The organism is Streptomyces sp. NPDC034085, assembly GCF_055575555.1.
Window position 1 is genome coordinate 120628 of the sequence record NZ_JBVISL010000007.1, and the last position, 19879, is coordinate 140506.

Annotated in this window: 17 protein-coding genes; 5 read left to right on the forward strand and 12 right to left on the reverse strand. The window is 73.9% G+C overall.

Translation table 11 applies throughout. From position 1 onward, the window contains the following. Positions 1-23: 23 nt before the first annotated feature. Positions 24-1184, reverse strand: a complete 1161-nt coding sequence (locus tag ACZ501_RS23830; protein WP_468797885.1) for an NAD(P)/FAD-dependent oxidoreductase — start codon at positions 1182-1184, stop codon at positions 24-26. A gap of 92 nt (positions 1185-1276) precedes the next feature. Next, the gene (locus tag ACZ501_RS23835; RefSeq protein WP_468797888.1) at positions 1277-3670 is read right to left on the reverse strand and encodes a collagenase; all 2394 of its coding nucleotides are present in this window, start codon (positions 3668-3670) and stop codon (positions 1277-1279) included. Positions 3671-3839: 169 nt separating this feature from the next. Between ACZ501_RS23835 and ACZ501_RS23840 the strand changes: the two genes are divergently transcribed. Then, complete coding sequence (locus ACZ501_RS23840; protein WP_361596405.1) at positions 3840-5213, forward strand: aminopeptidase P family protein; 1374 nt, start codon at positions 3840-3842, stop codon at positions 5211-5213. A gap of 10 nt (positions 5214-5223) precedes the next feature. Here the strand turns inward: ACZ501_RS23840 and ACZ501_RS23845 are convergent, their stop codons facing one another. Both ACZ501_RS23845 and ACZ501_RS23850 read right to left on the reverse strand, forming a co-directional pair. Then, positions 5224-5622, reverse strand: a complete 399-nt coding sequence (locus tag ACZ501_RS23845; protein ID WP_361596408.1) for a RidA family protein — start codon at positions 5620-5622, stop codon at positions 5224-5226. Beyond that, complete coding sequence (locus ACZ501_RS23850; protein ID WP_468797891.1) at positions 5619-6743, reverse strand: acyl-CoA dehydrogenase family protein; 1125 nt, start codon at positions 6741-6743, stop codon at positions 5619-5621. Before ACZ501_RS23850 ends, ACZ501_RS23845 begins: the two co-directional genes overlap by 4 nt. Before the next feature lie 135 nt (positions 6744-6878). On the opposite strand from ACZ501_RS23850, the gene ACZ501_RS23855 reads away from it, so the two are divergent. From ACZ501_RS23855 to ACZ501_RS23865, 3 genes are all read left to right on the forward strand, one after another. Then, positions 6879-8498 carry an AMP-binding protein gene (locus ACZ501_RS23855; RefSeq protein ID WP_468797894.1) on the forward strand — a complete coding sequence of 540 codons (1620 nt, stop codon included), beginning with the start codon at positions 6879-6881 and terminating at the stop codon, positions 8496-8498. A 4-nt stretch (positions 8499-8502) separates the two neighbouring features. Then, on the forward strand, positions 8503-9303 hold the full coding sequence (locus tag ACZ501_RS23860; protein WP_361596417.1) for a PaaX family transcriptional regulator: 801 nt from the start codon (positions 8503-8505) through the stop codon (positions 9301-9303). 311 nt (positions 9304-9614) lie between these two features. After that, positions 9615-10505: a GNAT family N-acetyltransferase gene (locus tag ACZ501_RS23865; protein WP_468797897.1), complete on the forward strand. Its 891-nt coding sequence runs from the start codon at positions 9615-9617 to the stop codon at positions 10503-10505. Positions 10506-10596: 91 nt separating this feature from the next. On the opposite strand, the gene ACZ501_RS23870 is transcribed toward ACZ501_RS23865, so the two are convergent. Then, positions 10597-12858, reverse strand: a complete 2262-nt coding sequence (locus tag ACZ501_RS23870) for a bifunctional salicylyl-CoA 5-hydroxylase/oxidoreductase (RefSeq protein WP_362455265.1) — start codon at positions 12856-12858, stop codon at positions 10597-10599. Between the two features lie 4 nt (positions 12859-12862). Further along, complete coding sequence (locus ACZ501_RS23875; RefSeq protein ID WP_361596426.1) at positions 12863-13690, reverse strand: enoyl-CoA hydratase family protein; 828 nt, start codon at positions 13688-13690, stop codon at positions 12863-12865. Between the two features lie 255 nt (positions 13691-13945). Between ACZ501_RS23875 and ACZ501_RS23880 the strand changes: the two genes are divergently transcribed. Next, positions 13946-14392 (forward strand): ATP-binding protein, encoded by a 447-nt coding sequence (locus tag ACZ501_RS23880; RefSeq protein ID WP_468797900.1) that lies wholly within the window; start codon positions 13946-13948, stop codon positions 14390-14392. 33 nt (positions 14393-14425) lie between these two features. Here ACZ501_RS23880 and argF read toward each other — a convergent pair whose 3' ends face one another. The 6 genes from argF to ACZ501_RS23910 all read right to left on the reverse strand — a co-directional run bounded on the left by argF (position 14426) and on the right by ACZ501_RS23910 (position 19772). After that, on the reverse strand, positions 14426-15436 hold the full coding sequence (gene argF / locus ACZ501_RS23885; RefSeq protein ID WP_468797903.1) for an ornithine carbamoyltransferase: 1011 nt from the start codon (positions 15434-15436) through the stop codon (positions 14426-14428). A gap of 120 nt (positions 15437-15556) precedes the next feature. Beyond that, a complete protein-coding gene (locus tag ACZ501_RS23890; protein WP_361596435.1) occupies positions 15557-16783 on the reverse strand; it encodes an arginine deiminase in 1227 nt (408 codons plus the stop codon). Between the two features lie 55 nt (positions 16784-16838). Then, positions 16839-17336, reverse strand: a complete 498-nt coding sequence (locus ACZ501_RS23895; protein WP_468797906.1) for a hypothetical protein — start codon at positions 17334-17336, stop codon at positions 16839-16841. A gap of 301 nt (positions 17337-17637) precedes the next feature. Then, positions 17638-17868, reverse strand: a complete 231-nt coding sequence (locus ACZ501_RS23900; RefSeq protein WP_361596441.1) for a hypothetical protein — start codon at positions 17866-17868, stop codon at positions 17638-17640. Between the two features lie 100 nt (positions 17869-17968). Next, positions 17969-18835 carry a homocysteine S-methyltransferase gene (mmuM, locus tag ACZ501_RS23905; RefSeq protein WP_468797909.1) on the reverse strand — a complete coding sequence of 289 codons (867 nt, stop codon included), beginning with the start codon at positions 18833-18835 and terminating at the stop codon, positions 17969-17971. Between the two features lie 13 nt (positions 18836-18848). Further along, positions 18849-19772, reverse strand: coding sequence for an LLM class F420-dependent oxidoreductase (locus ACZ501_RS23910; RefSeq protein ID WP_468797912.1), 924 nt, complete (start codon positions 19770-19772; stop codon positions 18849-18851). Positions 19773-19879 lie beyond the last annotated feature (107 nt).

Below are 19879 nucleotides of genomic sequence, written 5' to 3' on the forward strand. Positions count from 1 at the left end.
TGCTCTGCCCGGGCCGGGCGTGGTCAGGGGGCGGCGGCCGCGCGGGCCGCGGACGGCGTCGGGCCGTCCGGGAAGCGGTCGGGGCGGAAGGGGGCGAGGGGCGCCGGGGGTTCGGTGCCGGTGAGGGACGCCGCGATCAGGGCACCGGTCGCCGGGGCCAGGCCGATGCCCGCGCCTTCGTGGCCGCAGGCGTGGAAGAGGCCGGGCACCCGGGGGTCGGGGCCGATCGCCGGGAGGTGGTCGGGGAGGTAGGGGCGGAAGCCGTGGTAGGTGCGGATCGCCTTGGCGTCCGCCAGCACGGGGAACAGGGCGGCCGCCTGGGCCGCCAGGCGGCGCAGGGCCTCCGGGGACAGCGTGCGGTCGAAGCCGACGCGTTCGCGGGTGGCTCCGATGAGGACGGGGCCCGAGGGGGTGCCCTCCACGACCGCCGAGGACTGGAGCGCGGCCGAGTCACTGGCCACGTCGGCGATGTAGTCGGCGGCGTACACCTTGTGGCGGACCACGCGCGGGAGGGGCTCGGTGACCAGGACGAAGCCCCGGCGCGGCAGTACGGGCAGGGCGGTGCCGGCGAGGGAGGCCACGGCGCCCGCCCAGGTGCCCGCCGCGTTGACGACCGCCGGGCTCCGCAGGGTGCGCCGGGAGGTGTGTACGCCCCGCACGGTCCCCGACTCCAGGACGAGGCCGGTGACCTCCTCGCCCAGGTGGAGGGTCGCGCCGGACGCCGACAGGAGACGGGCCGCCGCCTGGGCCGGGTGGACCTGGGCGTCCTGGGGGTAGTGGAAGCCGCCCGCCAGGCCCCGGGCGAGGTGGGGTTCCAGGTCGTGCAGGGCGTCCGGTGCCACCTCGGTGGAGAGGACCCCGGCGGCGCGCTGCCCTTCGGCGAAGTGGCGCAGGGCCTTCAGGGTGGTCTCGTCCGGGGCGACGACCAGGCCGCCCTTCGGCTCGTACTCGACCGCCCGCGGGAGTTGCGCGGCCAGTTCGCGCCAGAGGCGGACCGAGAGGAGGGCCAGGTCCAGTTCGGGGCCCGCCTCCTTGTCGGAGACGAGCAGGTTGCCCTCCCCCGCGCCGGTGGTGCCGCCCGCGACGGGTCCCCGGTCCACCACCGCCACGGACAGGCCGGAGCGGCTCGCGTAGTACGCGCACGCGGCTCCGACGACGCCGGCGCCAATGATCACGACGTCCATGGTCAGTAATATGTCACATTCTTTTGAGGGTGCCTAGGGGAAGCCCGGCCGGTCCCGCCCCCCGTTCGGGTCCGGGACCGGCCGGGGGCGGATCAGCTGCGCAGCGGGCCCTCGCAGCTGTAGGAGGCGGACCCTGCGGTCTTGGTGGCCCAGATCTCCACCGGACCGAAGGAGCAGTTCATGTCGGCCAGGTTGTTGGAGGCCGCACCGGCCCGGTCGAGGATGAAGTAGTCCACCGTCTCGGACATGTCCTTGAAGTTCTGGTCGTCGCTGCGCCAGTTCTTCAGGTTCGCCGTGATCCGGCCGGTGCAGGTGAAGCGGCGCTTGCCCGGGTCGCCGTTCTCCACGCAGTCGGGGGTGTTGTACGTGGCCGCCGCGAAGGAGGACTTCACCGAGGCGAGCGCCGAGTCGCGCAGCCGCTCGTTCGGGGTGAAGACGGTGTTCGGCACGTACAGCTGGTCGACCTTGGCGATCTGGGCGTCCAGGAAGCGGTTGTAGTCGCGCTGGAGGTAGGTGTCCGCACCCGTGCGGTGGCGCCACGCGTCGTAGCCGGCGACGTCGTTGGCGCGCAGGTGGGCGTACATCTCGCGCAGCAGCGAGGGCTTCTCGGTCCACAGGAACTCGAAGAACGTGCCCGCGTAGCTGTAGAAGCGGAAGCCGTCGCCGTCGTAGGTGGCGTTCAGCAGCTGCTCGACGGTCATCCGGGGGCCGCCGCCGGCGGTGTCGTTGATGATGCTCTTGACCAGGGACTTGCGGACGGCGATGCCGTTGTCGCGGGTGGCGCCGTCGAAGAACTCGGCGGTCCCCTCGTCCATGGCGGTCGTGCGGTCGCCCTCGTACCAGGGGCCCTCGCCGAAGAAGCCGGGCACGGCGAAACGGCCGTTGAGGTAGTGCGTGTACTCGTGGCGGAAGAGCTCCTCGAGGGTGAGGGAGGAGTCCTGCGGCACGCGGCGCTGGTAGGTGTAGAAGGTGGCGCCGTTCTCGATGTAGATGCCGCCGTTGTTGGTGCCGTAGCCGGTCAGGATCGGGTGGTAGTTCTCGTAGTCGGCGCGGGAGGCGTAGAGCACGATGTTGAGGGTGGTGTTCGGGTCTCCGGCGAGCGGCTGGTCGGTGCCCAGGACGCGGTGGAACTGGGTCTTGACCTGCTTGCTCGCGTAGTAGAGCTGGTCGACGGTGGCCCGGTCCAGGGCGGTGCGGACCTTGATGGCGCCGTTGTCGTAGGTGTAGGTGTACGGGAAGATCTGCTTCTCGATGTCCTCCTTGCATACCGCGTACGGCTTGCAGGCCCCGTAGACGTTCAGCCAGGAGACGACCTTCGCCCAGGGTTCGCTGCCGAACGCGGACTTGACCGGCTCCAGCATGGCGCCGAGGTCGGCGACCACCTGGTCCCTGAGGCCCTCCACCTGCCCGAAGCGGCCGTACTCGCTGAGGGTGTCGCGCACCACCCAGGCGTTGCCGGTGCCCTTGAGGTGGGTGTAGCCGGCGAAGGCCTTGAAGGCGGCCCGGTACGCGGCGTCCCCCGCGACCGCCGCGTGGAAGGCCGTGTCGTCGTTGCCCGGGTAGACGCCCAGGTAGTTGGTGGAGAGCGCGGCGAGGGCGGCGCCCGCCCAGCCGGCGTCCAGGTGCGTGGCCGGGTGGGCCGGGTCCATGGTGGCCAGGACCTTCTTGATCAGGCCGAGCTGGTACTGGCGCAGGCCCGGGCCGGCGGCGTAGAGGGCCTCGCGCAGGGTGCGGGCGTTGGTGGGGGTGACGTCGAAGGTCCGCGCGGCGTTGCCGAAGTCGTCGATGGCCTTGCGTATCGCGGCGGTGGTGGGGGCGTCGGTGACGTCGATCTCGTCGCGCGAGAAGTCGTGGTAGGCGACGGCGTGCAGGTAGGTGAACATCTCCTCCAGGTGGGAGGAGTTACGGCCGTCGTGGGCGGCGGCCAGGGTGGATATGCGGCGGGAGACGGCCTGGACGTGGGCGTCGGACATGACGGGCGCCAGGCGGGCGTCCCAGGTCCAGATCAGCCCGCGCAGACAGCCGTCGGCGGTGACGGCCTGGTCGCCGAGGAAGTCGGCGAACTGCTCCGGCGTGAGGTTCCTGATCCCGTCGAGGGTGCAGGGGACGCCTCCGGCGACGCTCTTGGCGGTGGGCGCGGACCCGGCGGTCGTGCGGCTCTTCTCCGCGCGTTCGGCACCGCGCGAGGAACCCGGGGCCTCCGCCACCGGCGCGGCGCCGGGCACCCGGCCGTCGGTGACGGCTCCTCCGCCGGGGGCCGGGGCGGGCGCCGGGACCAGCTCCTTGGCGTCGGCCAGGCGGTCGACCTCGTCGAAGGGGTTGGGCGCCGTGGCCGGCGCGGCCGGGGCGCCGGCGGAGAAGGTGGTGGCGGGGGCGCCCCGCTCGGCGGCGGCGGCCTGGGTCACGGCCTGGCCGGCGGTGGCCAGGAGGGTGACCGCGACGGCGGCGGAGAGGAGAGACGTACGCACAGCTCTGGACTGGGACACCGGGAACTCCTGTTGGGAGGGAGGTGGGGGAAGGTGCGTGAACTGCCCTGCGTCACGCGGCGTTTGACGGGGATTAACGTGCCGCGGTGTGAGCTGTAACATAGTAATGTGAAATTGCACTGACAACCCCTGTGCGCACACCAGTTCAGTACTTCTTGAGGGAGCCCCAGTGACCGACACCTCCTCCCGCCTGAACACGGGCAGCCACGACCTGCCGGTATCAGACGAGTTGTCCCGCTTCATGGCGGGGAATTGGGCGCCCTCGCCGTCGGCGGGCACCGCGCGCGCCGCCTCGTACGCCGTCACCCCCGCCCGCCGCGCCCGGCTCTCGGCGCGGTTCCCGGGCGAGCGGCTCCTCGTACCGGCCGGGGAGCTGAAGGTGCGCACGAACGACTGCGACCACCGCTTCCGGCCGCACAGCGCCTACGCCTGGCTGACCGGGCTGACGGGCGAGGACCAGGTCGGCCACGTCCTGGTGCTGGAGCCGTCCGGGCCGCACGGCCACGAGGCGGTGCTGTACGTACGGCCCCGCTCGCCCCGGGCCGACGGCAACGAGGAGTTCTACCGCGACCGGCGCCACGGAGAGTTCTGGGTGGGCCGCCGCCCGGACCTGGCGGAGGCCGAGCGGCTGACCGGCATCCGCTGCGCCCACCTCGACGCCCTCGGGACCCCGCCGGGCCGCGACGCCGCCACCGACCCGGAGCTGGCCACCGCCCTCGCCGAGCTGCGCCTGGTCAAGGACGCCTGGGAGGTGGAGCAGCTCCAGCTCGCCGTCGACCACACGGCGGCCGGCTTCGAGGACGTCGTACGGGCCCTGCCGCGCGCGCTGGCCCACCCGCGCGGGGAGCGCTGGATCGAGGGGGTGTTCGGTCTGCGCGCCCGGGCCGAGGGCAACGGCACGGGCTACGAGACGATCGCCGCGTCGGGCGCCCACGCGTGCGTGCTGCACTGGATCCGCAACGACGGCCGGCTGGACCGGGACGAATTGCTGCTGCTGGACGCGGGCGTGGAGACGGACACCCTCTACACGGCCGACATCACCCGCACGCTCCCGCTGTCGGGCCGGTTCTCCCCCGTGCAGCGGCAGGTCTACGAGCTGGTGCTGGCCGCACAGGAGGCCGGCATGGCGGCGCTGCGGCCGGGGGCGAGCTTCCGGGACTTCCACCGGGCCGGGATGCGGGTCATCGCGGAGGGGCTCACCGAATGGGGCATCCTCAAGGATGCGCGGGGCGACCTGCACCGGCGGTACACCCTGTGCAGCAGCGGGCACATGCTGGGGCTGGACGTCCACGACTGCGCTAAGGCGCGGGCCGAGACATACCTGGACGGGGTGCTGGAGGAAGGCCAGGTCCTGACGGTGGAGCCGGGTCTCTACCTCCAGCCGGACGACGAGACGCTCCCGGCGGAGCTGCGCGGCATCGGCGTGCGCATCGAGGACGACCTGGTCATCACGGCGGACGGCGCCCGCCTGATGTCGGGCGCCCTGCCGCGGACGGTGGCGGGCATCGAGGAGTGGATGGGCTCCCTCCTCGACACCCGCTGACGGACACCCCCTAGGGCAGCACCGCGATGCCGTCCAGTTCCACCTGGGCTTCGGTGTCCCACAGGCGGACCACCCCGATCACCGCCATCGCCGGGTAGTCGCGGCCCGCAAGGCGGCGCCAGACGCGGCCCAGCTCGGCGGCGTGCACGCGGTAGGCCTCCACGTCCACCGCGTACACCGTCACCCGGGCCAGGTCGGACGGGGCCCCGCCGGCCGCCGCGAGGGCGGTCAGCAGGTTGGCCAGGGCGCGCTCGAACTGCTCGGGGAGGGTGTCGCCGACCACCTTCCCCGAGCCGTCCAGCGCGGTCTGGCCGGCCAGGAAGACGATCCGCGAGCCGGCCGCCGCCACGGCGTGGGAGAAGCCCGTGGCCGGGGACAGTTCCGGCGGGTTGAGGCGCTCGGGGCTCATCGCGCCGCCACCCCCCGGTAGAGCTCCTTGGCGATGATGGTGCGCTGCACCTCGCTCGCCCCCTCGTAGATCCTGGGCGCCCGCACCTCCCGGTACAGGTGCTCCAGCAGGTGGCCCCGGCGCAGGGCGGCCGCGCCGTGCAGCTGGACGGCGTGGTCCACCACGTACTGGGCCGTCTCCGTGGCCAGGAGCTTGGCCATGGCCACCCGGCCGGGGACGTCGGCGGCCCCGCTGTCGTACGCGCCCGCCGCCGCGTACACCAGCAGCCGGGCGGCCTCGGTGCGGGTGGCCATCTCCGCCACCCGGTGCGCGACCGCCTGGAGGTCGGCGAGCACCCCGCCGAAGGCGGTACGCCCGGCCGTGTGGGCCAGCGTCGCGTCGAGCGCGGCCCTGGCCATGCCGACCGCGAAGGCGCCCACGCTCGGCCGGAAGAGGTTCAGGGTCTGCATCGCGACGCGGAACCCCTGCCCGGGCTCGCCCAGGACGTCCTCCCGGCCGACCGGCACCCCGTCGAAGGCGAGCGAGCCGATCGGGTGCGGGGAGAGCATCTCCAGGGCCTCGCCGCTGAGCCCCGGCCGGTCCGCCGGGACCAGGAAGGCCGTGATGCCCTTCGCCCCCGGCGCCTCACCCGTCCGGGCGAAGACGGTGTAGAAATCGGCTTCGGGCGCGTTGGAGATCCAGCACTTCGCTCCCTCCAGCCGCCAGCCCGGCCCGTCCTGCGCCGCCGTCAGGGCGAGCGCCGCCGCGTCGGAGCCGGCGCCCGGCTCGCTCAGTGCGAACGCCGCCACGTACCCCCCCGTCCGCACCCCCGGCAGCCACCGCTCCCGCTGGGCCGCGCTGCCCGACCGGAGCACGGGATGCGCCCCGAGCCCCTGGAGCGCCAGGGCCGTTTCCGCCTCGGTGCACCCGTAGGCGAGGGACTCCCGCAGCAGGCACAGCTCCAGCGCACCCGAGCTGAAGACCCGCTCCAGCAGCCCCAGTTCCCCCAGTTCGGCCAGCAAGGGCCGGTTCACCCGGCCGGGCTCGCCCTTCTCGGCGAGCGGCCGCAGCCGGTCGCGCGACAGGGTGCGCAACCGGCCGCACCATTCCTCTTCTTCCGCCCCGAGCGCGAATCCGGCCATCCGAATGCCCCCAAGTCCCGTCGACACTCTTATCGCGTCCTGTTGACTGCCGTCACCATCACGATACGCTCGGAACGCAGTCCGCACGGCCGGCTCCATCCCGAAATCCGGACGTTGCAAGGGGGCGAACCCGCCTTGGAGCTCAAGCCATCCGCTCACGCCGACACCTTTGCCCGTGACCACCTGCCGCCCGCCCACGCCTGGCCGCAGCTCGTCTTCGACCTGCCCGAACTGGCCTACCCGGACCGGCTGAACTGCGGAGCCGAACTGCTCGACGCCACCATCGAGCGGTTCGGACCCGACCGGCCCGCCTTCCGCGACGGCGCGGGCGCCGTGTGGTCGTACGGGCAGCTGCGCGAACGCGTCGACGCCCTCGCCCACGCCCTCACCATCGACCTGGGCGTCGTCCCCGGCAACCGGGTGCTCCTGCGCGGGCCCACCGGCCCCTGGCTCGCCGCCTGCTGGCTGGCGGTGATGAAGGCGGGCGCGGTGGCCGTCACCGTCCTGGCCCAGCAGCGCGCCCAGGAGCTGGCGACGGTCTGCTCGATGGCCCGGGTCGGGCACGCCCTGTGCCATGTGAGCGCCCTCGACGACCTGGCCAGGGCATCGGTGCCCGGGCTGCGGATCACCCCCTACGGCGGCAGGGGCGAGGACGACCTGCTGCGGCTGGCCGAGGCGCACACCACGCCCTACCCCGCGGTCGGGACCTCCGCCGACGACGTCGCCCTGATCGCCTTCACCTCCGGGACCACCGGGCGCCCCAAGGGCTGCATGCACTTCCACCGGGACCTCCTCGCCGTAGCCGACACCTTCTCCCGCAACGTCCTGCGCCCGCGCCCCGACGACGTGTTCGCCGGCAGTCCGCCGCTCGGGTTCACCTTCGGCCTCGGGGGGCTGGTCGTCTTCCCGCTGCGCGCCGGCGCCTGCGCGCTGCTGCTGGAGCAGGCCACGCCCCGCATCCTGCTGCCCGCGCTCGCCGAGCACCGGGTCACGGTGCTGTTCACGGCGCCCACCGCCTACCGGTCGATGCTGGACACCCTCGGCCCGTACGACACGGGGGCCTACGACCTGTCGGCGCTGCGCCGCTGCGTGTCGGCCGGCGAGAACCTGCCCGCCGCCACCTGGCAGGCCTGGTACGAGCGCACCGGTCTGCGGATCATCAACGGCATCGGCGCCACCGAGCTGCTGCACATCTTCATCTCCGCCGCCGACGAGGACATCCGGCCCGGTACCACCGGCCGGGTGGTCCCCGGCTGGCAGGCGCGGGTGGTGGACCCGTCCGGGCGGCCCGTGCCCGACAACGAGCCGGGGCTGCTGGCCGTGCGCGGTCCGGTGGGCTGCCGGTACCTGGCCGACCCCCGGCAGGGCGAGTACGTACGGGGCGGCTGGAACCTGACGGGCGACACCTACGTCCGCGACCCGGAGGGGTACTTCCGCTACGTCGCCCGCGCCGACGACATGATCATCTCCTCGGGCTACAACATCGCGGGCCCGGAGCTCGAAGAGGCCCTGCTGCGCCATCCGGACGTGGTGGAGGCGGCGGTCGTCGGCCGCCCCGACGAGCGGCGGGGCCAGATCGCGGTGGCGTACACCGTCCTGCGGGAGGGAGTAGTGCTGACGGAGGAGGCGCTGCGTACCTTCATGCTGGCGGAGCTGGCCCCCCACAAGTGCCCGCGCTCCTTCGTCTTCCTCCCCTCGCTCCCCCGGACGGCGACCGGCAAACTGCAGCGGTTCCGGCTGCGCGATCTAGAGTGAACCCGTGGTCGAGCAGCACACCCCGCGGTCTTTGATCGTCACTTTCTACGGAGCCTACGGGCGGTCCTTCGAGGGGGCCGTACCGGTCTCGGCGCTGGTCCGCCTGCTGGGCGCGGCCGGTGTCGACGCGCCCTCCGTCCGCTCCTCGGTGTCCCGGCTGAAGCGGCGCGCCTTCCTGGTGCCCGCGAAGGCCCGGGACGGCTCGGCGGCCTATGCGCTCTCCGACGAGGCGCGGCAGCTGCTGGAGGACGGGGACCGGCGGATCTACGGCGCCGAGCCGGTGTCGTCGGAGTGGCTGGTCGCGGTCTTCTCGGTGCCCGAGCAGGAGCGGCACAAGCGGCACCTGCTGCGCTCGCGGCTGGCCCGCCTGGGCTTCGGGGCGGTGGCCCCGGGGGTGTGGATCGCCCCGGCGCAGGTGGCACGGGAGACCGGGCACACGCTGGACCGGCTGCACCTGACGCCGTACGTGGAGCTCTTCCGCGGCGCCCACGCCGGCTTCGCCCCCACCGCCGAGGCGGTGGCCCGCTGGTGGGACCTGGCGGCGCTGGCCAAGCAGCACGAGGAGTTCCTCGACCTGCACGAGCCGGTCCTGCGCGCCCTCCAGTCGGGCCCGGAGCCCACCCCCGAGGCCGCCTACCGGGCCTACCTGCTCGCCCTGGACACCTGGCGCCGGCTGCCCTACGCCGACCCGGGCCTGCCCCGCGAGCTGCTCCCGGCGGACTGGCCGGGCGACCGGGCCGCGGCGGTCTTCGCCGAGCTCCACGCCCGGCTGCGCGACACCGGCGCCCGCTTCGTGCAGCCGTAGCGGTGCGGCGCCCGTCCCCTGGAGGTGCGCCGCCGGGGTGGTGTGCGTGCTGCTCATGGTTCCTCCTCGTTCCGGTGGCCCCACAGCCGGGGGGCCTGCTCCTGCTCGCACTCCCAAGATCCCAGCGGCCCGTGACCCGATCCTCCCCCGCGCGGGGGATCACCTCCCCCACGCGGGGGAGCGCGCGGACCGGGGCCCCCGCACGCCCGCCGACCCCCTCCCACACGGCCGCCACGCACGGCCGCCATGCACACTCGCAGGCCGGGGCGAAAACCCGGTGCGGACCGCTTCCCGGCCCGCCACGATGGGGCATGACATGGACCTTCAGCTCTGATCTGGCGGCCTATCTGGCTGCCGCGCGCCCCGCCGTGGCCGCGCAGCCCGTCGTCAACACCGTCCTGCTGACCGTCACCGACGCCCTGGAGCGGCGCGGCCCGCACGCCTTCGGCCCCGCCGACCCCGTCTTCGGCTGGTGGACCGGGGCCGACGGGCGCGTCGCCGGGGCCCTGCTGCGCACCCCGCCCTTCCCGCTGCTGCTCGGGGCGCTGCCCGCCAAGGCGGTCGGCGCGCTGGCCCGGGTCTTCGCCTCCGAGCCGCTGCTCGCCGGGACCGGCAGCCTGAACGCCCGCCGGGCCGACGCGTCGGCGCTGGCCGGCATCTGGGGGGCGCCGGCCCGCGTCGCGGAGGAGAACCGGCTCTACGTGCTGACCGGGCTCCTCGCCCCGGACCCGGTCCCCGAGGGCCGCGGCCGCCCCGCCGCCGAGGCGGACCTGCCGCTGCTGCTGGAGTGGGTCGGGGCGTTCAACCGGGAGTGCGCGCTGCCCGGCACCCCCTCCGAAGCGGCCCTGCGCGACCGGATCTCCTACGGCGGCTGCCTGCTCTGGGAGCACGGCGGCACCCCGGTGTCCCTGGCCGGGTTCTCCCGCCCGATCGCCGGCGTCTCGCGGATCGGGCCGGTCTACACCCCGCCCGCCGAGCGGGGCCGCGGGTACGCCGCCGGGGTGACGCACGCGGCGAGCGGGGCGGCGTACGCGGCGGGCGCGGAGCGGGTGCTGCTCTTCACCGACCTGGCCAACCCCACCAGCAACGGCCTCTACCAGCGCCTGGGCTACGTCCCGGTCGAGGACCGGGTCGTGCTGGAGGGGCCGGGGGAAGGCGCTCGGCCGGAGTCGGTGACGGTGGGGAACGCCAGGCCCCGGTAGACCTGGTCGAGGACCGTCGCCGGCAGGGCGTCGGCGGTGGCCTTCCCCTCGGGCGACACGGTCAGGTCGGTCCGGATGACGAGGCGGCGCGTCAGCCCTTTCCGGTCGGGGGCTTGCGGCTGCCGGCCCGGTACGGGGCCGGCCAGGGCGCGCCCGGGCCGGCGTACCCCTGTTCGGCGGCCGCGTGCAGCGTCCAGTGCGGGTCGTACAGGTGGGGGCGGCCCAGCGCGCAGAGGTCGGCGCGTCCGGCCAGCAGCAGGGAGTTGACGTCGTCCCAGGAGGAGATCGCGCCGACGGCGATGACGGGGACGCCCAGCGCGTTGCGGATCCGGTCGGCGTAGGGGGTCTGGTACGAGCGCCCGAACTCCGGGGTCTCCTCGGCGACGACCTGTCCGGTGGAGACGTCGACGGCGTCGGCGCCGTGGGCGGCGAAGGCGGCCGCGATCCGTTCGGCCTCCTCCGGGGTGGTGCCGCCGGGCGCCCAGTCGGTGGCGGAGAGCCGGACCGTCATCGGGCGCTCCTCGGGCCAGACCTCGCGGACCGCGTCGAAGACCTCCAGGGGGAAGCGCAGCCGGTTCTCCAGGGTGCCGCCGTAGGCGTCGTCGCGGTGGTTGGTGAGCGGGGAGAGGAACCCGGACAGCAGGTAGCCGTGGGCGCAGTGCAGTTCCAGCAGGTCGAAGCCGCAGTCGGCGGCCCGTAGCGCGGCCGCCGCGAAGTCGGAGCGGATCGCGGCGAGGTCGGCGGCCTCCAGGGCGCGCGGGACGGCGGACACCCCGGGCTTGTACGGCAGCGCGGAGGCGGCGACCAGGGGCCAGTTGCCGTCCGGGAGCGGTTCGTCCATGCCCTCCCACATCAGGCGGGTCGAGCCCTTGCGGCCGGAGTGGCCGAGCTGGACGCCGAGGGCGGTACCGGGCGCGCTGGTGTGGACGAAGTCGGCGATCCGCTTCCAGGCGGCCGCCTGCTCCGCGGTCCACAGGCCGGCGCAGCCGGGGGTGATCCGGCCCTCCGCGCTGACGCACACCATCTCCGTCATGACGAGCCCGGCTCCCCCGAGGGCCCGCCCGCCCAGGTGGACGAGGTGGAAGTCGCCGGGCACGCCCTCGCGGGCGGAGTACACGTCCATCGGCGAGACCACGACGCGGTTGCGCAGGGTGAGCCCGCGCAGGGTGAACGGGGTGAACATGGGCGGGGTTCCCGCCCCGGCCGCGTCCTCGGGGCAACCGAAGTCGCGTTCCACCGCGCGGGTGAACCGCTCGTCGCGCAGCCGGAGGTTGTCGTGGGTGACCCGGCGGCTGCGGGTGAGCAGGTTGAAGGCGAACTGCCGGGCGGGCTGGTCGACGTACCCGGCGAGTTCCTCGAACCAGCGCATGCTGGCGGCCGCGGCGCGCTGGGTGCTGGCCACCGCCGGACGCCGCTCCTCCTCGTAGGCGGCCAGGGCGGAGGGGACGTCCGGCTGCCGGTCCAGGGCTTCGGCGAGGGCGAGGGCGTCCTCGACGGCGAGCTTGGTCCCGGAGCCGATGGAGAAGTGCGCGGTGTGCGCCGCGTCGCCGAGCAGCACCACGTTGCCGTGCGACCAGTGCTCGTTGACGACGGTGCGGAAGCGGGTCCACGCCGAGCGGTTGCCGTGCAGCGGCCGGCCGCGCAGGGCCTCCCCGAACGTCTTGGCGCAGCGGGAGACGGACTCGGCCTCGTCGCACAGGTCGAGGCCCGCGGCCCGCCACACCTCCTCGCGCATCTCCACGATCACCGTGGAGGCGTCGGCCGCGTACGGGTAGCCGTGCAGCTGCATGACGCCGTGCTCGGTCTCCGCGATCTCGAAGCGGAAGGAGTCGAGGGCGAAGTCGGCGGCGAGCCAGATGTAGCGGCAGCGCCCGGGGGTCTCGGTGGGCCGGAAGCGGGCGGCTCCGCGCGCGCGGGTGGCGCTGTGCACTCCGTCCGCGGCGACCACCAGGTCGTACGCGTTCGCCAGTTCGAAGGCGTCGGGCGCCTCGGTGCGGAAGCGCAGGCGGACTCCGAGGGCGGCGCAGCGCTCGTGCAGGATCTCCAGCAGCCGGCGCCGGCCGAGGGCGGCGAAGCCGTGGCCGCCGGAGGTCAGCAGCCGGCCCCGGTGGACGACGTCCACGTCGTCCCAGCGCACGAACTCGGCGGCCAGGGCGGCGTGCACGGCGGTATCGGCCCGTTCGATGCCGCCGAGGGTCTCGTCCGACAGCACCACCCCGAAGCCGAACGTGTCGTCGGGCGCGTTGCGTTCCCACACCTCGACCGCGTGCCCGCGGCGGGCCAGCAGCGCGGCGGCGTAGAGCCCGCCCGGTCCGCCGCCGACGACGGCCGTCCTCATGGCGCTCGCGGACATGGGGCTACCTGCCCTTCCACTCCGGGGGCCGCTTCGCGGTGAACGCGGCGTGGAACTCGGCGTAGTCCTGGCCGTTCATCAGCAGGGCCTGGGTGTTGGCGTCCAGTTCCACGGAGGCGGCCAGGGGCATGTCCAGCTCGGCGGTGAGCAGGGCCTTGGTCTGGGCGTACGCGAGGGCGGGCCCGGCGGCGAGGTGGGCGGCCAGTTCGGCGGCCCGGGCGTCGGCCTTGCCCTCGTCGACCAGCTCGCTGAGCAGGCCGATCCGCTCGGCCTCGGCGGCGCGTACGGGCTCTCCGAGCATCAGGAGCCGGGTGGCGTGGCCGAGGCCCACGACCCGGGGCAGCAGGTAGGCGGCGCCCATGTCCCCGCCGGAGAGGCCGACGCGGGTGAAGAGGAAGGCGAAGCGGGCGGAGGGGTCGGCGATGCGGAAGTCGGCGGCGAGGGCGAGCACCGCTCCGGCGCCGGCGGCCACGCCGTGCACGGCGGCGACGACCGGGAAGGGGCATTCGCGGATCGCGCGCACCACCTGGCCGGTCATCCGGTTGAAGTCGAGGAGCTGGGCGGTGTCCATGTCGAGGGTGGCGCCGATGATCTCGTCCACGTCTCCGCCGGAGCAGAAACCGCGCCCCTCGCCGGCCAGGACGAGGGCGCGGACGGAACGGGTCCGGGACAGTTCGGCGAGCAGATCGCGCAGGTCGGCGTAGGCGCCGAAGGTGAGCGCGTTCAGCTTCTCGGGGCGGTCGAGGGTGACGGTGGCCACGCCGTCCTGCCGGGTCACCCGCAGGTGGCGCCACCGTTCGGTCGCTGGTGTGGAACCGGTGAAGGGGCTCACACGATCGAAGTTATCACCGACTTGTGACTACCGTCAGAGAAACGCGACAAGATGCGTCCGGACGGCGGGCGCACGGGCCGGAAGTCCCCCGGCCCGCCCACCGTGGTCCCGGGCCGCTGCGCCGGGGTGCCCTACGGAGCCACGGTTCCACTTCGTATCGTTGAATACGAGATTTCCTCGCGCCGGTGCGCGCCGCCCCCGGGCGGCAGCCCGGCGCGCCTCGCCCCTCTCCCTCACGGAAGGACGGACCCCGCCGTGCACGACGCCTCCGCCTGGCGGATCGCCCTCCCGCACACGACGGCCGCCGTGCCCCTGGCCCGCGCTCTGGTCCGCACCGCGCTGACCGACGCCGAGCGGGCCCCCGACAGCGACACCGCGGAGCTGCTGACCGCCGAGCTGGTGGCCAACGCCGTCGAGCACACCGCGGGGGGAGCCCCGATCGAGCTGGTCGTGGAGCTGCGGGCGAACGGCTGCCAGGTCGAGGTGCACGACGGCGATCCCGAGCCGCCCGGTGACCTCCTCGCCCGCCCCGGCGCCGGCTTCCCCGACCCCTGGCAGGAGCACGGCCGCGGGCTGCTGCTGATCCGGACCCTCAGCTCCGCCTGCGGCCACCGGCCCACCGCGCGCGGCAAGGCCGTCTGGTTCACCCTGGCGGCGGTCTCGGCGCGGGCGACGACCGCGGAGTCCGCGGCCCCCGCATGACTATGCGGGGGCCGCTCGAGAGTGACCCGTGGGCTAGGCCGTCGGCGCGGCGAGCGTCGCGACGAGCACGGCCTTGATGGTGTGCAGCCGGTTCTCCGCCTCGTCGAAGACGACGGAGTGCGCGGACTCGAACACCTCGTCCGTGACCTCCAGCGAGTCCAGTCCGTGCCGCTCGTGGACCTCCCGGGCCACCTTGGTGCCCAGGTCGTGGTAGGCGGGCAGGCAGTGCAGGAACTTCACGTCCGGGTTACCGGTCGCCCGCAGCACGTCCATCGTGACGGCGTACGGGGCCAGCGCCTCGATCCGCTGGTCCCAGACCTCCTTGGGCTCCCCCATCGACACCCAGACGTCCGTGGCCACGAAGTCGGCCTGCGCCACGCCCTCGGCGACCTCCTCGGTCAGCGTGATCCGCGCCCCGCTGGCCGCGGCCAGCTCCCGGGCCCGCGCCACGACGGCCTCGGCGGGCCAGAACGCCTTCGGCGCGACGATGCGCACGTCCATACCCAGCAGCGCCCCGGTCACCAGGTAGGAGTTGCCCATGTTGAAGCGGGCGTCGCCCAGGTAGGCGAAGGCGGTGCGCTCCAGCGGCTTGGCGCAGTGCTCGGTCATGGTGAGCACGTCGGCGAGCATCTGGGTCGGGTGCCAGTCATCGGTGAGTCCGTTGAAGACGGGCACGCCGGAGAAGGCGGCGAGCTCCTCGACCGCCTGCTGGCTGTCGCCGCGGTACTCGATGCCGTCGAACATCCGGCCGAGCACCCGCGCCGTGTCCCGGACGGACTCCTTGTGGCCGATCTGCGAGCCGGACGGGTCGAGGTAGACGGTGTGGGCGCCCTGGTCGGCGGCGGCGACCTCGAAGGCGCAGCGGGTGCGCGTGGAGGTCTTCTCGAAGATCAGGGCGAGGTTCTTGCCCTGGAGCCGGCGCTGCTCGGTGCCGGCCTTCTTGGCCGCCTTGAGTTCGGCTGCGAGCTCGACGAGGCCGCGGAACTCGGCGGCGGTGAAGTCGAGCTCCTTGAGGAAACTGCGGCCGAAGAGGTCGGTGGCCATGGGACGCTCCAGTGTGCGCTGACAGGGGATGACTGGAAGTCTATACGATCCTCTGTATTGATATACGGCTTCGTGGATCACATCACACGGCGTCGCGCCGCTGCGGCGGACGCATCCCGCTCACCCGGCGTCCCGCTCCACGGGGCAGCTCATGCAGCGCGGTCCGCCGCGGCCCCGCCCCAGCTCGCTGCCCGGGATCTCGATGACCTCGATGCCCTCCTTGCGCAGGTGGGTGTTGGTGGTGACGTTCCGCTCGTAGGCGACGACCACCCCCGGCTCGACGGCCAGCACGTTGCACCCGTCGTCCCACTGCTCGCGCTCGGCGGCGTGCACGTCCTGCGTGGCGGTGAGCACCCGCACCCTGTCCAGGCCGAGGGCCTCGGCGATGGCCCGGTGCATCTGCTCCGGCGGGTGGTCGCTGACCCGCAGCTCGCTCGGGCCGTCGCCCGGGCGGATCGTGTAGGAGCGCAGCATGCCGAGCCCGGCGTACTGAGTGAACGTATCTGCGTCCACCATCGTCATCACCGTGTCCAGATGCATGAAGGCCCGCCGCTTGGGCATGTCCAGGGCCACGATGACCGTCGCCGAGCCGGCCGCGAAGAGGCCCCGGGCGAGCATCTCCACCGCCTGCGGGGTGGTCCGCTCGCTCATCCCGATGAGCACCGCGCCGTTGCCGATGACCAGGACGTCCCCGCCCTCGATGGTCGAGGGGTAGTCCGCCTGGCCCTGCGACCAGTAGTGGAAGGGGCCGGAGCCGGTGAAGAGCGGGTGGTGCCGGTAGATCGCCTCGAAGTGGACCGTCTCGCGCTGGCGGGCGGGCCAGCGCATGGCGTTGATGGACACCCCGTCGTAGATCCAGGCGGAGGTGTCGCGGGTGAACAGGTGGTTGGGCAGCGGTCCCAGCAGGAAGCCGTCCATCTCCAGGGCGTGGAAGCGCACCGAGAGCGGCTCCGCGTGCCGTTCCAGGAACTCCCGCTTGGTCATGCCGCCGACCAGCGCCTCCGCGAGGGCGGCCGAGGACAGCCCGTCGAAGACCGAGCGCAGGTGGTCCGTGGCGAGCGGGCCGTACTCCTTCTCGTCGAAGACCCGGTCCAGTACGAGGTGCCGTGCCTCGGGGATGTCGAGGGCCTCCCGCAGCAGGTCGCCGAAGAGGTGGACGGCGACGCCCCGGTCGCGCAGCACGTCCGCGAAGCCGTCGTGCTCCTGGCGGGCCCGGCGCACCCACAGCACGTCGTCGAAGAGCAGGGCGTCCTTGTTGCTCGGTGTGAGCCGCTTCAGCTCCAGGTCGGGCCGGTGGAGGATGACGCGGCGCAGCCGCCCGGTCTCGGAGTCGACGTGGAATCCCATGCCGTACACGTTCCCAGACCGGGCGGCCTTTTGACCTCGAGTCGGCTTTCCCGGCTCAGCGCAGGCCGAGAAGTGCCGTCGGGGCGCCGACCACTTCCGGGGCGATCAGGCCGAGGTCCGGGGCGGTCAGGTTGGGGAGCCCGAAGTTGCCGCCGTCCGGCATGGTCAGCGGGGCGCCGACGTTCGCGCCCGGGGTGCGGGTGCGCAGGGTGCTCGCCGGGGACTCCAGGGAGCCCACGCCGTCGGTCGCCGGCTCCCCGGCGAGGTTGGGGACCGCGGAGCTGAGCCGGGTGGCCCCGAGGTCGGCGGCGATCGGCACCATCGGGAGCAGTGGGGCCGGCAGCAGGTTCCCCGTGTGGTAGCGCGGCGCCTCCGGGGCACCGACGATCGGCACCGGGACGCCGGTGGCCAGGTGCGGGGCGGCCACACCGAGGGTGGTCTCCACGGCCTCGAGCGGGACACCCACCGGGACCGAGTCGGCTGCGGCGGGGGAGGCCGCGGCGGCCGCGGCCATACAGGTCATGAGCGCCGCAATGCTTCCGCGCGCGGTCATCTTCATAGGTGACGTTCCGTCCTTCCTGGGTCGCGGACACTCCGCTGCCCTGGATGAACGATCCCGCCGCCGCTTTCCCGGGGCTTCCGCGCGAAAGTTCCCCCATACGACCTAATTCCGGGCCGTACGGGGGCCTCCGCTTTACGGCGCGCCTTTACGCGGAGCCCCGCTCGCGGGGCGCGGCCGGCGGGGCGCGGCTCACGGGCTGCGGCTCACGCGCCGCCGCGGGCCGGTGCGGCGGGCCGCGGCGGCCCTGGGTGCGGTGCGGCCTCCGGTGCCCGGGAACCGCAACGGGCTTCACTCAGCGCTGCTTGGGGATGTTCAGCGGGCGGCCGATGTGCCAGTGCGGCTCGCTGCCGCTGTACGGGCACAGGTAGGCGATCCGCTCGTGCTGCCACGGCTGGATGCGGTTCATCTCGCTCGCGGCGTGTTCCGCGGCGGCCTCGTTCGCGAACTGCTTCTTCTCCCCGCACGCCCGGGAGCGGGTGATGCGGCGCCTGGCGGCGGCGCCCGTCCTGCTGGTGCGCTTCATCCCTCCTGCCTATCCCAGCGGGAGCCCCCCAGAAAGGCACTTCACCCGATCGAGTGATAGTCGGCCGGGCACTCTTGCCCGCGTCCCCGGGCGGGCCGGGTCAGGCCAGACGGGCGGCCAGGGCGGCGATGCGGTCCGGGCCGATGCGGCAGCAGCCGCCGATGAGGCGGGCACCCGCCGTGCGCCAGGCCTCGACGGGCCAACGGACCCGCGCGGGAGGGGAGTTCCAGGTCCCGGTGGCCGCGTCCCAGACGGAGCCGTCGTTGGGGTAGGCGACCAGCGGCTTCGCGGTGACGGAGGCGGCGGCCTCCAGAGCGGGCAGCACGTCGGCGGGATCGCAGCAGTTGACGCCGACCGCGATCACCTCGGGGGCGGCCGCCGCCAGGGCGAAGGCCTCCGCGAGGGGCTGTCCGGCCCGGGTACGACCGCCGGCGACGGTGTAGCCGAGCCAGGCGCGGGCTCCCGTCCCGGCCAGGACCCGCAGCAGGGCCTCGGCCTCCTCGGTGTCCGGGACGGTCTCCAGGGCCAGCACGTCCGGACCCGCCGCCAGCAGCGCCCCGATCCGGGGCCGGTGGAAGGCGGCCAGCTCCTCCACCGTGAGGCCGTACCGGCCGCGGTACTCCGAGCCGTCCGCGAGCACCGCCCCGTACGGGCCCACCGAGGCGGCCACCCAGACCTCGTGCCCGGCGGCCCGCGCCGCGTCCGCGGCCACCCGCACCCCGCGCTCCAGCAGGGCGGGGTGCTGCCCGACCTGGTAGCTCGCGGTGATCAGCACCTCGGCGCCGGCCCGGGCGTACGCCGTGTGCGCGGCTTCCACCTGGTCGGGGCGTTCGGCGAGCACCCGGCCCGTCCACATGCCCCCGGACAGGTCGCAGCCCTGGGCGGCGAGCTGGTTGCTCAGCCCGCCGTCCAGGAGTACGGCCCTGCGGGCGAGGGCTCCGGCGAGCGGGCCGGTCGCACGGGGCATCGCCGACCCCCTCCTAGCCGAGCTGGGACAGGACCTGGCTGGAGATCAGCTCCAGGTGGTCCAGGTCGTCGAGGTCGAGGACCTGGAGGTAGACGCGCGAGGAGCCGATGGCGGCGTAGGTGCCGAGCTTCTCGACGACCTCGTCCGGAGAACCGGCGAGGCCGTTGGCCTTCAGTTCGTCCACCTCGCGCCCGATGGCGGCGGCGCGACGGGCGACCTCGGCGTCGTCCTTGCCGACGCACACCACCAGGGCGTTGGAGTAGACGAGCGCGTCCGCCGCGCGCCCGGCCTCGGCGGCGGCCTCCCTGACCCGGGCGAACTGGCGGCGGCTGTCCTCGACCGAGGCGAACGGCATGTTGAACTCGTCCGCGTACCGGGCGGCCAGGCGGGGCGTGCGCCGGGCGCCGTGGCCGCCGATGAGGACGGGCACCTTGGCCTGGGCGGGCTTGGGCAGGGCCGGTGACTTCTCCACCTGGTAGTGGACGCCTCGGTAGTCGAAGACCGCACCGGGCTCGGTGGCCCACAGGCCGGTGACGATGGCCAGCTGCTCCTCCAGCCGGGCCATCCGCTCCGCCGGGAAGGGGATCCCGTAGGCCTTGTGCTCTTCCTCGAACCAGCCTGCGCCCAGGCCGAGTTCCACCCGGCCGCCGGACATCTGGTCGACCTGGGCCACCTGGATCGCGAGCACGCCGGGCAGCCGGAAGGTACCGGCCGTCATCAGCGTGCCCAGCCGGATCCGCCGGGTCTCGCGGGCCAGGCCCGCGAGGGTGATCCAGGCGTCGGTGGGACCCGGCAGGCCGTCGACGGAGCCCATCCGGAGGTAGTGGTCCGAGCGGAAGAACGCGTCGAAGCCGAGGTCTTCGGTGGCCTTGGCGACGGTCAGGAGGGTGTCGTAGTCGGCGCCCTGCTGGGGTTCGGTGAAAATGCGGAGGTCCATGCCTCCCATCCTGCCCTCCCCGCCCCTGCCGGGTGAATCTGCGTCAACCGGGAGGTCCGCCCCCCGCCCCGCCAGTGACCAGCGCCGATGGAGATCGTTGGCTCGGA